The sequence below is a fragment of the Pedobacter sp. Bi27 genome (assembly GCF_918698255.1).
Taxonomy (GTDB): domain Bacteria; phylum Bacteroidota; class Bacteroidia; order Sphingobacteriales; family Sphingobacteriaceae; genus Pedobacter.
On sequence record NZ_CAKKMW010000003.1, the window covers coordinates 669,978 to 686,070 of the forward strand.

Genomic DNA, 16,093 nt, shown 5'->3' on the forward strand with positions numbered 1-16,093 from the left:
AAAAGAAATGGGGATTCCACTATTGCAGAATCCCCATCATCTAAATTAACGCTCTCATCTACATTAACGCTGTAAATAAGATTTATTGTATTGTGCGTAAAATTTTTCTGCCTTGATATGTGTGAGGTAGTTGAGTCGTTGTGAGTCATCATCATTTCGACTACGCTACCACTGACAAGCCCTCCAATAGAATGGTCGTCATTGCGAGGCACGAAGCAATCTTAAAGCGCTCGGTACTAGCGATAGTTGTAAGATTGCTTTGTCGGCTGAAAAGGCCTCCTCGCAATGACGATTCCTCGCGGCACCTAGCACTCTGTCATTTATTGATTTTTATAAAATAAATTATTCCTCAGGATGACATAATTCATGGAATAAAGAAATGGGGATTCCACTATTGCAGAATCCCCATCATCTAAATTAACGCTCTCATCTACATTAACGCTGTAAATAAGATTTATTGTATTGTGCGTAAAATTTTTCTGCCTTGATTGTGTGAGGTAGTTGAGTCGTTGTGAGTCATCATTATTTCGACTACGCTACCACTGACAAGCCCTCCAATAGAATGGTCGTCATTGCGAGGCACGAAGCAATCTTAAAGCGCTCGCTACTAGCGATAGTTGTAAGATTGCTTTGTCGGCTGAAAAGGCCTCCTCGCAATGACGATTCCTCGCGGCACCTAGCACTCTGTCATTTATTGATTTTTATAAAATAAATTATTCCTCAGGATGACATAATTCATGGAAAAAAGAAATGGGGATTCCACTATCGCAGAATCCCCATCATCTAAATTAACGCTCTCATATACATAAACGCTATAAAAACGATTTATTGCATCAGCAGTAAATTTTTTTTCGTTTTTGCGATGTTTATCATTTAAACCTATTTTTACGTTATGGCTACTATAGAAAAAACTCAACAAGATGCAGAAAAACTGGCAGCTGCCCTGGCTGCAGTAAAATTTGTTAAAGATGGTGATATAGTAGGCCTTGGTACGGGATCTACCACGATCTTTGCCATTAAAGAATTGGGTAAACGTGTAAAAGAAGGACTTAAGATAAAGGCCGCCGCGAGTTCCATCCGAACAGCAGAACTCGCTAAATCTCTGGGCATCGAGATTCTTGATCTCGGGCATTTAAGCAAAATTGATATCAGTATCGATGGGGCTGACGAATTTACAGAGTCACTCGACCTGATTAAAGGTGGTGGCGGGGCGCTGTTTAGAGAGAAGATAATTGCTTCATTGAGTAAAAATGCCATCATCATTACCGATGCTTCAAAAAAGGTCAAAAAATTGGGTGCTTTCACTGTTCCTATCGAAGTAATTCCATTGGCCTATCAATATGTGTCCGATCAGATTAATAAGCTTGGTGGAAAGGGTATATTGAGATCTGTAGCTAACGGAACATTTATAACCGATAATGGTAACCTGATTATCGACGCCGATTTTGGCCTCATTGATGATCCTGCAAAATTATCTGCTAACCTGAACCAGGTTAACGGATTATTGGCTCATGGATTATTCATTAACATCACTTCAAAAGTAATTATGAGCGAAGGAACGGATATCATCATTTTCGAATGATAGTTGGTTCACTGGTTCATTAGTCATTGGTTTATTGTTTACATCGATTAATCGACTTCTGACTCAGGACTACTGACTTCGGACTAATAACATTTTCACCGATAAATCGTTCCTTCCCTAAAGTCTTACAATTTTTTTACCGACAGTTTTATTTCACTCACCGATAAAACATCACAACTGAGGGAAAAGCCATTCCCCGGCATTGGTATTCGTGATACATTTGAATTATAAAAACAAACAGTCATGGAAAATTTAATCAAAAAAAATCACGCAGATAAACAATTTGGTTTAGGTGTTTTAATCATAGCAATCGGTTCGGTGTTCTTGTTAAGAAATTCTGGTATAGATGTTCCATACTGGATATTGAAATGGCATACCATCATGTTAGGCGTAGGTTTATGGATGGGTTACCGCAAAAACTTCCAGGGCAGCAGCTGGTTAGCCTTAACAATTATAGGTGGTTTATTTACCCTTAAAGCAATAACCATTTTTGATTTCGACCTGTCAAGAATCAGTACGGCTTTAATACTAATCGGATTAGGAATATATGTAATTCTAAAACCTAAAAAGGTGCAAAACTTCGATCAGTATTTTGAAAAGAAACCCGTTGATTTTACTGATAAAGAAAGCTAAAATTCTTAACTCCATCATATATCTTAAAAAGGGACATTTTTTAACAATGCCCCTTTTTTTTTATTTGAAATAAATGTGTCTAAAATGCATGATAGGTTATTTCGCAACTTTACCGTCATTTCGACTGAAGTGAAGCGGAACGGAGAAATCTGTTCAAGAGATCCTTCGACTACGTTACTATCGATAGACTCCAATATAATGATCGTCATTCCCGCGTAGGCGGGAATCTTAAAGCGCATGCTAATAGCGATCGTTGTAAGATTGCTTCGTCGGCTGAAAAAGCCTTCTCGCAATGACGATTCCTCGCATCCTATTACTGGGAAAAGAATCTCCTGTAATTCGTATTGATTTTATACAATAAATTATCCCTCAGGATGACAAACAAAAAAGAAACGGGGATTCCACTCTTAGGCAGTATCCCCGTCATCTAAATTAACGCTCTCACATACATAAACGCTGTAAATAGAATATATTGTGTGCAGCTTAATTTTTTTTATTTTTTTTCCATAAATGAGTTAAACCTGCAAAACAGGTACGGCTTTATGGTATTTGTTCCGGTACTCAATCGGTGTTAAACCGGTAATTTTTTTGAAAACATCTCTAAACGATTTTGTGTCTGTATAACCTACATCAAACATTACCTCAGTTATGTTTTTTCTGCTCGATTCGAAACTCCGCTTGGCAGCCTCAATTTTAACCCTTTGAATGTATTCGATTACTGTGTTTTTGGTCGCACTTTTAAATCTCCGCTCAAAACTTCTTCTACCCAACGCCAGCATATCGGCCAGTTGATCGACCGTAATCCGATCCTGGTAATTGCCATCAATAAATTCCTGTGCCTTTTTGATTTTTGCATCTTCATGCCCCTTCTGTCCTTGAAACATCATAAAAGCCAGCTGACTTTCGCGATCGATATCAATAGCAAAGTATTTTGCCGCTAAAATGGCGGTATCTCTATCTGTATGTTTTTCAACCAGGTATAAAAGTAAGTTCCAGTAAGAGTTTGCACCACCGCTGGAGTATAAACCCTGCGCATCGGTAATAATACTCCCATCAACCAACTCTACTTCGGGAAACATCTCTCTAAACTGGTTGGCAAACAGCCAATGCGTAGAACATTTTCTGCCATTTAACAAACCGGTTGCGGCCAGTAAAAAAGCACCCATACAAAGCGAAGCCACTTCTGCACCTTTTGCATGATGTTTTACAATCCACGGCAATAGATCTTGATTCGACTCCATCGCATAACCAATATTGCCACTGATGGCCGGTACAAAGATCAGATCGGTGTGATCAACCTCGTGCAGCAGTTTATCGGCATGAACAGAAAAAAGGCTATTGTTCAACCTCACCTCTTTCGTCATCCCTACGAGCTCAACTTTAAACAATGGCAACTTGCCCGACGCTTGTAAAAACTCGTTAACGGCGGTAAATAGATAGCGGGGATCTGCAATGGCTTCAATCACGGCAGTCTCTGGAATTAAGATAGATACATGTTTCATAATCCAAATATAACGAGGCTAATTGTCGTAAACAACCCCCGCAATTGTCGTTTCTACATATTTAGCTTGTTAATTTCTGCCCGTATGTTTGTGTTGTTAATCGTTTACAATTGAATCTTTAAAGCGGTAATGCCGATAATGACAATGGAAGAGTATATTTTAAATGAGGATATTAAGGTAATGTGTATTACTGCCGAATCTTTCCCAAACGGAGTTTTGGCGGCACATCAAAAACTTCATGCCCTGTTTCCACTTGATAAGCAACGCAAGTATTTTGGAATAAGCAGGCCTAACGAAAAACGGGAGATTATTTATAAGGCTGCCGTTGAAGAAATAACAGATGGCGAAGCTGAGAAATTTGGGATTGAGGCCTTTACCATAAAGAAAGGAATATTTATTAGTGAACTGGTTCCCGATTTTATGAAAGATGTTAGCCAGATTGGAAAGACCTTCGAAAAACTGCTCAATCAATCCAACATTGATCCAAACGGCTATTGCCTTGAAATGTATATTAACGAAACAGATGTGCGCTTAATGGTAGGCATCAAAAAATAAAATCAATTGGCAAGTATAAATTCATATCTCACTTTTAACGGCAACTGCCGAGAGGCAATGACATTCTATCAGGGTTGTTTGGGAGGAGAATTGACCTTCGAAACCATTGGAGAATCGGTTATTGTTGATAAAATGCCCAATATTATGAAGCGGAGTATTATGCATGCTGTTTTGGCTAAAGATGATTTGGTGATTATGGCAACAGATATGGTAGAAGAACGCGGATTAATTAAGGGAAATTCGATTTCTATGATGCTGAATTGTAATTCGGAAGAAGAGGCCCGGGCTTTTTACCGTAAACTTTCAGCAGGAGGGAAGGCCTCCCATCCGCTACAGGAAACATTTTGGGGAGCACTTTTTGGCGATTTAACAGATCGCTTTGGGAATAATTGGTTAATAAATTACGATAAAAACAGATAAATATGAAGAAGTTAAAAACGTGGTACTGGATTATCACCATTATTTTTGCATTAATGATGGTTATGGATGGTGTTGGCGGAATTACTCAACAGGAAGCAGGCAAAGAAGTGCTTAAACACCTCGGTTACCCGATGTATCTGCTCATCATTGTTGGTATTGCAAAACTGCTTGGGGCGGCATCCATCCTTCAAAATAAATTTAAAACCATTAAAGAATGGGCATACGCGGGTTTTACGATTAATTTTATTGGCGCCTTTGCCTCCAGGGCATTTGTTGGAGATGGCATATCGCTTTTAATCCCTCCACTTATTGCCCTGGTAATTATGTTTATCCCATACATTTTGTGGAAGAAACTGACATCAAATGTTAAAATTAGTTAAAACTAAACGGCTAGTTTAGGTTGCGGCTTTTCAGAACCAAATATTGTTAACTTTGGGTATTGTAAACAACCAAACACAATACATGAACCATCATGATTTTTTAAATCCAGAAAAGGATTAATCATTGAATCTCATTACCATTAAAACAAAACACGGATGAAAAAAAGCCTTTTATTTATAATTGCTTTATTATTTACAAGTACAGCATTTTCTCAAAATGTGATCCAGCTGTTCAACGGTGCAAACGACTTTTTTAAACTGTTGCAGGAAGAGAAATTTAAAGATGCCCACGCTTTCTTTGATGATACTTTAAAAACGAAATTAACAGAAGAGAGTTTAAAGAAACTTTGGGGAGATATTGGAACAAAATATGGAAAGGCAGAATCGTTAGATGCCGTTCAAAGTAAAGCTCAGGGCGAGTTTTTTGCAGTAACAGTAGAAGGCAAATTTGCCAACGGTGATCAGAACTTTATCTTAGGTTTTAATAAACTACAGAAAATCGTCGGAATCTTCCTCGCGCCTTCTCGAAAAGCAGCCGCTTATTTAAAACCAACTTATGTTGATACCAGTTTATACAAAGAAAAGTCGGTTTACATTGGGCCGGCAGGAAAACAGTTGGCAGCCATTATCACCACGCCAAAAAATGCTAAAAATTTCCCTATAGTGGTCTTTGTGCATGGTTCTGGTCCGGCAGATATGGATGAATCAGTTGGTGGGAATAAACCCTTTAAAGATTTAGCTGGCGGTTTAGCAACCAAAGGTATTGCTTCTGTTCGTTACGTAAAACGGACCTTAATCTATCCGAATGAATTTAATAAAGCATTTACAGTAAAAGAAGAAGTGCTGGATGATGCAACTGCAGCTATTGCACTCGCAAAAACTGTTGTTGGCGCTAATCCTAAAGCTGTTTATGTATTCGGCCACAGTTTGGGCGGAATGCTGGCACCTAAAATGGCTACTATTACACCTGATTTAGCAGGGATTATTTTGGCAGCAGCACCTGCAAGAAAATTAACAGATATTATTGTTGATCAGAATAAGTATATGTTCGATCAGGCTAACGATACAACAGCTGCCTTTAAAAAACAACTGGCAGATGCTTATGTTGAAATTGATAAAAGCAGAATTTCGCAGTTGGGAACTACCATAAAACCTGATTCTTTAATTTTAGGACTGCCTGCAAAATATTGGACAGATTTAAATACCTACAATCAGGTTGCTGTAGCAAAAAGCCTTTCGAAACCTAAAATATACGTATTGCAGGGCGGTAATGATTTTCAGGTGGGTAAAGTAGATTTTGATTTATGGAATACTGCCTTAAGTAAAAAGAAAAATGTGGTTCTTAAATTTTACCCAGACTTAAACCACCTGTTAAGTGCTCAAACCGAAAAGGGTACAATGGCCCAGTATCAAGCAGCGGTAAGTGTGTCAGAAACTTTAGTTAACGATATTGCTTCATGGATTAAGGCCAAATAATATAAAATGATCTAATCGATACAGAAAAAGCTCCGACCAAAATTCGGAGCTTTTTTTGTGCATTTAGTTTCTTTACATCCTGTATTCGCCTCATTAATTAACAAACAATTCAAAATATGAGTGGTTTAAGTTTAGAGCATCTCATCTTAAATCGTTTGTTATGGCAAAGCATAAAATCACTTTAAAAGGAATATGGGGCATTTTAAAAGCATCGTTTACAGGTTTTAATGATCATAAAGTAACGAAACTTAGCGGCTCATTAGCCTATTATACGGTGTTTTCTATGGCGCCGTTGCTCGTGGTAATTATTTCTTTGTGTGGTATATTTTTAGGGAGAGAAATAGCCGAAGGACAGGTTTATGCCCAGCTTGAAGGCTTTCTAGGTAGAGAATCGGCTGTTTCCTTGCAGCAGTTAATCAAGAATGCTTATCTGGATGGAAAAAGTACCATCGCTTTAATTATCGGTATCATAACCCTATTAATTGGGGCAACTACCGTTTTTGGCGATATCCAGGATTCTATTAATACCATTTGGGGTTTAAAACCGAAGCCGAAAAGAGGATGGGTAAAAATGCTCCAGAACCGGTTCTTGTCCTTTTCGGTAATTATTAGCCTGGGTTTTGTACTGTTGGTTTCGTTAGCGGTTACATCTGTACTCGATGCCTTTAGTGATCGCTTGCAGGCCCGCTTTGCCGAAATATCTGTTATTGTATTTTACGTTCTTAATCAAATTGTAACCTTGGCTGTTATTTCATTAATATTTGGCGTAATATTTAAGGTATTACCTGATGCAATTATAAAATGGCGTGATGTAATTGCTGGTGCAGTAGTTACCGCTTTGCTATTTATGATCGGTAAATTTGCCATTTCACTTTATATAGGGCAAAGCAATGTTGGTAGTACTTATGGTGCAACAGGATCGTTGGTAGTTGTGCTTTTATGGACTTATTATTCTTCTATTATTTTATATTTTGGTGCCGAATTTACCAAGGCTTATGCGGTTGCTTTTGGATCTGAAATTTACCCTTCTCATTATGCGGTTACCACAAAAGAAATTGAGATAGAAACGGGGAGTAAATCCATTCAGGATAATCATCCCGAAATTAAAAAAGAGGTTAAGAAAGCTTAAAATTATTTATTCACCCCAGGCTGTAATGATTAATCTTCTTTGGCCGCCATGGTTGCGGTGTTCGCAAAGATAAATGCCCTGCCAGGTACCAAGCGCCAATCTGCCGTTTCTAATCGGAATGGTAACAGAACTACCTAAAAGTGCTGACTTTAAATGCGCAGGCATGTCGTCCGATCCTTCATAGTCGTGCTTATAATCGGGATCATTTTCTTTTACAGTTTTATTGAAGAACATTTCAAAATCAACCCGAACCGTAGGATCTGCATTCTCGTTGATGGTGAGCGAAGCAGAAGTATGCTGTATAAAAACCTGGCAAATGCCAATGTTAATTTCGTCAATTTGGGGCAGGGCATCCTCAACCTCATCAGTAATGATATGGAAACCCCTTCTACGTTCTCTCAGTGCTAAGGCTTGTTGGTATATTTTCATTTGAATTAATTCTCAATAATTCTAATGAAATCCTTTTCGCTAGGTAAAACCGTTAAATACTTACTTGCGAAAATTTGTTCATTGTTTTCCGGAAGCGTATATCTTACCACAGATTCACTTTTATCCTGACAAAGGATAATACCGATGGTTTTGTTTTCATCCTCAAGTCTTACTTCTCTATCAAAGTAGTTCACATACATCTGCATCTGGCCTATGTCTTGATGTTTTAGTTCTCCGATTTTTAAATCGATAAGTACAAAACACTTTAAAATACGGTTATAAAAGACTAAATCTATTTTGAAATGTTTTTCTTCGAAAGTTATTCTTTTTTGACGCGCTACAAAGGTAAAGCCATTGCCTAATTCTAATAAGAAATGTTCGAGTTTATCAATTAATTTTTGCTCTAACTCGCTTTCTGAATAAAAACTTTGTTCTGGTAGGCCTAGGAATTCTAGTACGTAGGGGTCTTTTATTAAATCCTTATTTTTTTCGATTATTTGTCCTTTCTGGCCAAGTGATCGTATCTCTTCCTTGTTTTTGCTTATTGCTAAACGTGTATATAATGCTGAATCATATTGACGCTGCAGCTCGCGTAGACTCCAATTATTTTTTATTGCTTCTATTTCGTAAAAATTACGTTCGTTTATATCGGTTATTCTCATTAACTTAAGGTAGTGAGACCATGTAAGTTTGAATTGCGCAGACAGTGTCTGCTGAATTGAATTTGAAGTTTTAGGAGACGCTGTTTTGGAAATTTCATTGTTTTCGAATTCGTCAGACACTGTCTGACGAATTGAATATGTAAGGTAAAAATACCTCATTTGTTTTAAATTTGTTTCAGAAAAGCCCTTGCCAAACTCTGAAATTAGCTTTTCTGAAAGCTCACTCAAAATTTGTTTGCCATATTCGGCTTTTTCTTTGCCGTCCTGTTCCTCTTCAACAATCATCTTACCGATTTCGTAGTAGGTCATAGCCATTATATTATTAATGGTTTGCGATACCTTTTGTCGAGACTGGACTAGCAGTTCAACAACCCTACTGTATAGATTTTGGTTGTTTATTTTCATTTTAAAAACCTTTAAAAATCGATGCCTAAATGCGAGCTTATAATCTTCCTTACTTCAAAAACTCTACATTCCATATCTTTTCTGCTTTTCTGCCAATCAGCCAAAAAGAGGCCGCCAGTACCGAAAAGAATAAAGCTTTATGCCAACTGTCCCAGAAGTATTCAAAATAGCGTGTGTAGAGGTTAATAAAGAGAAAAGTAATACCAAATTCGCGGGCAATGTCATCACGGTATTTTAAACCAAATAAAGTACTCGCTACACAAATGGCGCCTGAAATTAATGCCCAATAAAATAAGCTTAACTGCCTAACCTTATACCATTCTTCTAAACTGGCAAAATTGCCAAATACGGATAGGGCCCAAAGCGAAACAAACAAATAAACCATTCCGGCAATATAAGTAACCTGAAAGAAGTTGTGTGTTTTGGGGAAAGCTTTCATAATAAACGATGCTGCGGTTAATGCAGCGCCAAAAACCACAAAGCGTAAAGGGTAATTCATACCAAGAAAGTAATAATTCCAACGGCTCAAATAACCTGTTTCAGTACCAAACCAAGCACCTAGAGATATCAAAGCAAAAATCCAGATCAAACGCGAATTGAAGATATAACCTAAAGCACCATAAATGAAAACGGATACTAAAATCAGGATGGAGAAGTTGCCAGATCCATTGTCTAGCGCCTTTCCAAAATAAGCAATGGCATTTGCCGTGAGTAAAATTGCAGAAAAAACGATAGCTTCATTACTAAACTTTAAATGGGCCAGTTTCTTTTTTCGCTTAAAACCTAAGATATAAAGCCATGCTGCCAATCCGCCAGAAACAATAGCAATTACGATGTTTGGTGTATTGTAAACCCGTTTTAAATAGTTTAAGATCGAATTATCAATGAGGAGCGATCCAAGTGCAATAAAACCGCAAGCCAGGGCTACCCAAAAAGCATACTGTGCCAGGCGTAACCAATCGAAGTTTTTGGCTTCATAACTTTTACGGAGTTTATCGCCGGTTTCGTTATTAATTAAGCCGTCACTTTGCCATTGCTCAATCATATCATCAAGAAACTCACTCTTTTCTCTATCGACTTTCATAGGTTAGGTTATATACGAAGATAGCTTTTTTAGCCCTTAGTCAAAAGTCCCGAGTCAGCAGTCTATATCGACTAAAGACTGCTGACTAAGGACTTCGGACTAACTAAATAACCTCTTTTATTTTCTTATTGTTCCCAACAATCCAAATTACATCGCCGTTATCGAATACAAAGTCTGAGGAAGGATTCAATATCCGATCAGTACCTCTTTCTATGCCGACAATTAATGCCTGTGCTTTTTCGCGGATACCTGCATTTCTAATACTTAACCCATAAACCGGCGATTCGGCATGCACAACCACCTTTTGCAAGGTCATTTCTTTATTCGGAAAATTACTTTCTTCAGCTGTTTCTGGCGCATCAACTTCTAAAAGTACTTTAACAGCAGCCAATTGATCATCAGCACCAATTAATAGCAGTTTATCGTTTGGATAAAGCCGCTCATCTCTTCCCGGTGTTGGAATGTTATTTCTTCCACGTTCTATTAAAGCAATGTTAACGCCATATTTTTCCCTGATCATTAATTCGGTAAGTGTTTTTCCAACTACTTCCGATTCAGGGGAAACAGTGAGTTCAGTTAAGTGGGTATCCCAGGGTAAAATATTAGGTTTTTGATGCTCACGTGCATTTAAATTCAACATGAAACGTCTTTCCAGTTTATCGTAAAAAGACTGTAGTTTCCTGGAGAAGATGATCATACCTAAGATAATCAGGGCTAATGCGATCACAGCGGCAATCCAGGTATCAAAAAACTCATACATTAAAAAACCTACAAAGAAAATGCCTAAGGCAATTCTGAAAAACTCGATTGCGATTAACGGGCCCCGGGTATATTTTTTGTTTAGCCAAAGGTGGGAATAGGCTGTTCGCTGGATTCTTCGGATAGATAATGCCCATAAAAAAGGCGACATTAAAATGAAGGAAACCACTACGCTGATAATAATAGAAGTTAAACTATTGGCAATATTGCTCACAATAAAAGGCTGAACGTACCTGTAGGCTAAAAAGATGATCGCAATGATAATTACGGAGTGAATAATGGTATTAAAAATATAAGACCTCAATAAAACCTTCCAATCGCTTAATGTTGTAATTCCTTCTGTACTGGAGCTGTATCTTTCGATCCCATCTAACCATTTTTTAGGTAAAACACGGTTCAAGTACCGGTAAAAAGGTTCAGATAGTTTAATCAGATATGGCGTAGTAAATGTAGTGATCGCTGCTGCCGCTACTGCAATAGGATAAAGGAAATCGCTTGTTACTTTAAGGGTTAAGCCTAATGAGGCAATGATGAATGAAAACTCACCAATCTGCGCCAAACTCATGCCCGATTGTACAGAAGTTTTTAACGGCTGACCAGATAATAACGCACCCAAAATGGTAAATATAATTTTCCCTAAAATAATCACTAATGTAGCAACGATAATCGGTACAGCGTACTTAACCAGCATAGCAGGATCAATCAGCATACCAACCGAAACAAAAAATACCGCTGCGAATAAATCCTTTACCGATTTGGTTAAATGTTCGATTCTTTCTGCCTGTGTGGTTTCTGCCAAAATGGATCCCATAATAAATGCACCCAAGGCAGGAGAGAAGCCCACCTTATCGGCCAGTAATACCATTACCAAACATAACGCTAAAGATACCACCAACATGGTTTCGTCGTTCATTAATTTCTTGGTTGCTTTAAGAAACGAAGGAACCAGGAATATTCCGCCCAAGAACCAAAGTACCAGGAAAAAAGCCAGTTTTAAAATGGAATACAGCATTTCTGTACCTGCCGATTGCTGACTAACCGCCAGGGTAGAGAATAATACCAGTAACAAGATAGCCACCAGATCTTCAACAATTAAAACACCAAAAACCAGGCCAGCAAACTTTTTATGTTTTAAACCAAGTTCTTCGAAAGCCTTAATGGTAATCATTGTTGATGAGATGGACAAAATTCCCCCCAGAAATAAACTATCCATGTCTTTCCAGCCCATTGCTTTACCGACCAAGTAGCCCGCCAGAATGATAAAAAGCACTTTCACGATCGCCGTGATGGAAGCAGAACCGCCAACTTTAACCAGTTTTTTAAAACTGAATTCTAAACCTAAACTGAATAAAAGGAAGATTACGCCTATTTCGCCCCAAATATTGATGCTTTTTGTATCGGTAACTGAAGGGAAAAAATCTAAATGTGAGCCAACCAAGAGGCCGGCCAGTATATAACCTAAAACCAGCGGTTGTTTAATTCGTTTAAATATGAGGGTGGTTATCCCTGCAGCAGCAAGGATTAATCCCAAATCGGCAATTAAGTCAGGTAAATGCATCTATAAAAAATGGGTATTGATGATTAAATAATTTATTTCCAAGTGTTGTTACTCGGCATTTTATTGAAAACTCCACATTTGTGGTTAAAAATGAAATTACTTACCAAAAAACATGTTTTGGGTAGAGCATCTTAAACAGGCACCAATAATTATATTTTAATCTCTTGATTACAACTTTTATATTGATGGTTTTGTTCTTGAAAAAATGGAACAGCAAAAAAGTGATCAGTACAAACGCACTGGATGATATTTTTATAATTGAACTGTTAATGAAATCTTTTTGCAAACTTTCACTATCCTGATTGAAATCGGAATTGGATTTGATATTTTTTTTGCATGAAATGAAACTTATTCTGGTGTTTTTTAATGGTACATCATTTCTTTTTTCCAGCGATGCGAAGGCCGCAAAATTAATGGAGATAGACAGGAAAAAGATGATGTAAAAAAGCCTCATTGCCGCTAATATAACGAAAATGAGGCTTTTTTGAAAGGAAAATTGGATTTAAATCTGTTAACTTAAAAATTCAAAATAAGCTAAAGTAGCCTCCTTATCTTTTTGTAACTGAACAGTTAAAGCTTCTAATCCGGTAAATTTTACATCATGACGAAGGAATTTCAAAAAGTTCATCTTAATATCCTGCCCATAAATTTCCTGGTTGAAATCGAAAATATTTACTTCAATATTTCTGGTCATTCCGTTAATGGTTGGGCGTTGCCCGATGTAGGCCATCCCCTTGTATGGTTGAGGGTTTAAGGTAGAGGGTTTAGGGTTTGGGACTTCAGACTCCGGACTTCGGACTTCGGAGTCCATTTCTACGGTAACCGCATAAATGCCATCGCCCGGAATCAGTTTATAAGTTTCTTCTATAAAGATATTAGCTGTTGGGAAACCTATTGTTCTTCCGATTTTATCGCCTTTAATTACCCTTCCAAAAATAGAAAACGGATAACCCAGATAATCGTTGGCCAAGCTTACATCGCCCGCTAAGAGTGCCTGTCGGATTTTGGTAGAACTTACTGCAACATCATGAATATCCTGCTCCATAATTTCTTCAACACTAAAGCCATAATGTAAACCTGCGGCCTTTAAATCGCTTAAATTTCCAGAACGGTCTTTCCCAAAGCGGTGGTCGTAACCAATAATGATATGCTTAGTGCCAATATTATTCACTAAGGTGTTTTTTATATAATCTTCAGGCAGCTGATTAGAGAAATCTCTGGTAAATGGTGTGATGATTAAATGATCTACACCTAAACCTTTTAAAATTTCGGCTTTTTCATTAATGGTATTGATCATTTTTAGCTCCTGGTTTTCAGGATCTATAATCATTCTGGGGTGGGGGAAAAAAGTTAATATTACGCTTTCTCCGTTATCGGCTTTTGCCTTTTCTACCAGTTGTTTAATGATTTTCTGGTGTCCGAAATGCACGCCATCAAAAGTGCCAATGGTTACAATGGCGTTATCTAATTTTTTAAAATCGGAAAGGTTATGATATATTTTCAATGGTAAAATCTATTTTATTGATCTGGGTTTTGTATGAGGGATGGAAGCGGTATCCCCCGATTTTCTATCGGGGATTTAGCGTACAGCCCGACCCTTTGCGTAGCTTAGGGACATGCCCAAATTTATTGTTATTAATGTAAAGCATGGCGTTTCACTACCCCACCTTTTAAATCGGCAATTTGTTGTTGTATTACAAAGGCATCCGGATCGATCTGTCGTATTGCGGTTTGTAATTTGCTCATTTCTAGTTTGGTAACCACGGTAAAAATAATATCGATATCTTTCTTTTCTCCGTAACCACCTTCGCCTTTATAAACGGTCACCCCGCGTTTCATATCGTTAATGATGAACCCTTTTATGTCGTCCTGGTGCTCTGAGATAATGGTTACACCAGTGTATTGTTCTATACCGTTTACAATGAAATCGATTGTGCTTGATGCTGATAAGTAGGTTAAAATAGCATACAACGCAGTATTGATGTTTAGGAAATAAGCTGCGAAGGCAAAAATAATAATATTTAAAATCAGGATGATATTTCCAACGGTTAAAATGCTGTTTTTACTGATGTAAAGTGCCAAAACCTCTGTCCCGTCGATAACACAGCCACCGCGCATGGCCAATCCAATCCCACCGCCTAAAAATAACCCGCCGAAAAATGCGATGAGCAATTTATCGTGGGTAATGGGCTGAAAGGGAAGAAAAATTAAGGCCAACGAGAGCGCAGCAATGGCAATAGCGGTTTTAAGGGCAAAGCCTTTACCAATCTGCCTATAACCTAAAATTACAAAGGGAATGTTGATAATTACAATAAGGTACGATAAATTCCAGTCTGTTAAGGTGCTTAGCAAAAGAGAAATACCCGTTACACCACCATCAATAAAATGACTGGGCATTAAAAAGCTTTTTAAGCCAAAACATGCCGAAGTTACACCTGCAATAATTAAAAGAATTTCTTTTATAAACCTGATGTTTCTGTTTTTGATGCGGTTCATGCCTCTGCTGCAGTTTTAGCTTCTTCTTTCTTGCTACGAATATAATTAACAAGTTCTAATACCTCAAACGCATCTTTAAGCAAAAAGTTTCCGCTCCGGGTACGGGTAAGTTTGGAAAGATAAGCACCACTGTTTAAAGTTTTACCAAAATCGGATATTAATGAACGGATGTAAGTGCCTTTACTGCATACAATTCTAAAATCGATCTCTGGCAGTTCGATCCGCGTGATTTCAAACGCTGGAACGCTTACAAAACGTTTACGTAGCTCAACCTCTTCACCCAGCCTTGCTTTTACGTATAAACGCTCTCCATTTACCTTAACAGCAGAGTGTGCTGGTGGATATTGTTCTATATCGCCAATAAATGGTGTACAGGCAGCGTATATATCTTCTTCGGTGATGTTACTGATGTCGAAAGTTTGATCTACTTCAGTCTCCATATCGAATGATGGGGTAGTAGCACCTAAAATCATGGTGCCTGTATATTCTTTCTCTTCTGCCTGGAAAGTGTCTATCTGCTTAGTTAGTTTGCCTGTACAGATGATTAGCAAGCCTGTAGCAAGGGGGTCTAAAGTGCCGGCATGACCAACCTTTAGCTTTAGCGGTTTTAAAGAATTACGGATTTTGCCTACTACATCAAACGAAGTCCATTTGTATGGTTTGTTAATTAAGAGCAATTCGCCTTCTGCAAAATTGAAGTCTTTAAATTTTGAATTTTCGGTACTCACAAATCTTTTTTGCGCAAAGATACGGATTCAATGTCGTTTTTTAACACAGATGAAAAGGATGCCAGGGAAATCGTTTTTAACTTTGTTCTGGTAATTTTTCCTCCTTCTTCGCATGCCTGCATTATGTTTGTCACGGAAGCACGAAAAACACGGAAAAACTTTAATTCTATTCCGTGATTTCTGTGTTTCCGTGGCTAATTAATTTTTGCACATGTTTTAAAAGCGATTTCCCTGAAAAGGATGCACACAGATAACAATCATCCGTGTTTCTGTGTAAATCTGTGGTTAATATTCT

The 16,093-nt window shown here is 37.8% G+C and carries 15 protein-coding genes; 7 read left to right on the forward strand and 8 right to left on the reverse strand.

The window, feature by feature from the left end:
* Positions 1-892: 892 nt before the first annotated feature.
* Both rpiA and LQ227_RS12970 read left to right on the forward strand, forming a co-directional pair.
* A complete protein-coding gene (gene rpiA, locus LQ227_RS12965) occupies positions 893-1,582 on the forward strand; it encodes a ribose-5-phosphate isomerase RpiA (RefSeq protein WP_230149582.1) in 690 nt (229 codons plus the stop codon).
* A 243-nt stretch (positions 1,583-1,825) separates the two neighbouring features.
* Positions 1,826-2,215: a hypothetical protein gene (locus tag LQ227_RS12970; protein WP_230144724.1), complete on the forward strand. Its 390-nt coding sequence runs from the start codon at positions 1,826-1,828 to the stop codon at positions 2,213-2,215.
* Between the two features lie 515 nt (positions 2,216-2,730).
* Here LQ227_RS12970 and LQ227_RS12975 read toward each other — a convergent pair.
* Positions 2,731-3,717 carry a GlxA family transcriptional regulator gene (locus tag LQ227_RS12975; protein ID WP_230144725.1) on the reverse strand — a complete coding sequence of 329 codons (987 nt, stop codon included), beginning with the start codon at positions 3,715-3,717 and terminating at the stop codon, positions 2,731-2,733.
* 144 nt (positions 3,718-3,861) lie between these two features.
* On the opposite strand from LQ227_RS12975, the gene LQ227_RS12980 reads away from it, so the two are divergent.
* The 5 genes from LQ227_RS12980 to LQ227_RS13000 all read left to right on the forward strand — a co-directional run bounded on the left by LQ227_RS12980 (position 3,862) and on the right by LQ227_RS13000 (position 7,677).
* On the forward strand, positions 3,862-4,272 hold the full coding sequence (locus tag LQ227_RS12980; RefSeq protein WP_230149584.1) for a transcriptional regulator: 411 nt from the start codon (positions 3,862-3,864) through the stop codon (positions 4,270-4,272).
* A gap of 6 nt (positions 4,273-4,278) precedes the next feature.
* A complete protein-coding gene (locus tag LQ227_RS12985) occupies positions 4,279-4,692 on the forward strand; it encodes a VOC family protein (protein WP_230149586.1) in 414 nt (137 codons plus the stop codon).
* Positions 4,693-4,694: 2 nt separating this feature from the next.
* The gene (locus LQ227_RS12990; protein WP_230149587.1) at positions 4,695-5,072 is read left to right on the forward strand and encodes a DoxX family protein; all 378 of its coding nucleotides are present in this window, start codon (positions 4,695-4,697) and stop codon (positions 5,070-5,072) included.
* A 156-nt stretch (positions 5,073-5,228) separates the two neighbouring features.
* Positions 5,229-6,548 (forward strand): DUF3887 domain-containing protein, encoded by a 1,320-nt coding sequence (locus tag LQ227_RS12995; protein ID WP_230144729.1) that lies wholly within the window; start codon positions 5,229-5,231, stop codon positions 6,546-6,548.
* Between the two features lie 160 nt (positions 6,549-6,708).
* Entirely contained in the window at positions 6,709-7,677 is a 969-nt protein-coding gene (locus LQ227_RS13000) for a YihY/virulence factor BrkB family protein (protein WP_230144730.1), read from the forward strand.
* A 6-nt stretch (positions 7,678-7,683) separates the two neighbouring features.
* Here LQ227_RS13000 and LQ227_RS13005 read toward each other — a convergent pair whose 3' ends face one another.
* The 7 genes from LQ227_RS13005 to truB all read right to left on the reverse strand — a co-directional run bounded on the left by LQ227_RS13005 (position 7,684) and on the right by truB (position 15,798).
* The gene (locus LQ227_RS13005; protein ID WP_230144731.1) at positions 7,684-8,106 is read right to left on the reverse strand and encodes a secondary thiamine-phosphate synthase enzyme YjbQ; all 423 of its coding nucleotides are present in this window, start codon (positions 8,104-8,106) and stop codon (positions 7,684-7,686) included.
* 5 nt (positions 8,107-8,111) lie between these two features.
* A complete protein-coding gene (locus LQ227_RS13010; RefSeq protein WP_230144732.1) occupies positions 8,112-9,173 on the reverse strand; it encodes a YhcG family protein in 1,062 nt (353 codons plus the stop codon).
* 49 nt (positions 9,174-9,222) lie between these two features.
* Complete coding sequence (locus tag LQ227_RS13015) at positions 9,223-10,257, reverse strand: DUF2157 domain-containing protein (RefSeq protein ID WP_230144733.1); 1,035 nt, start codon at positions 10,255-10,257, stop codon at positions 9,223-9,225.
* A gap of 103 nt (positions 10,258-10,360) precedes the next feature.
* Positions 10,361-12,574: a cation:proton antiporter gene (locus LQ227_RS13020; RefSeq protein ID WP_230144734.1), complete on the reverse strand. Its 2,214-nt coding sequence runs from the start codon at positions 12,572-12,574 to the stop codon at positions 10,361-10,363.
* A gap of 511 nt (positions 12,575-13,085) precedes the next feature.
* Positions 13,086-14,078, reverse strand: coding sequence for a bifunctional riboflavin kinase/FAD synthetase (locus LQ227_RS13025; RefSeq protein WP_230149588.1), 993 nt, complete (start codon positions 14,076-14,078; stop codon positions 13,086-13,088).
* 131 nt (positions 14,079-14,209) lie between these two features.
* A complete protein-coding gene (locus tag LQ227_RS13030) occupies positions 14,210-15,070 on the reverse strand; it encodes a YitT family protein (protein WP_230144736.1) in 861 nt (286 codons plus the stop codon).
* Positions 15,067-15,798, reverse strand: coding sequence for a tRNA pseudouridine(55) synthase TruB (gene truB / locus LQ227_RS13035; RefSeq protein WP_230149589.1), 732 nt, complete (start codon positions 15,796-15,798; stop codon positions 15,067-15,069). Before truB ends, LQ227_RS13030 begins: the two co-directional genes overlap by 4 nt.
* Positions 15,799-16,093 lie beyond the last annotated feature (295 nt).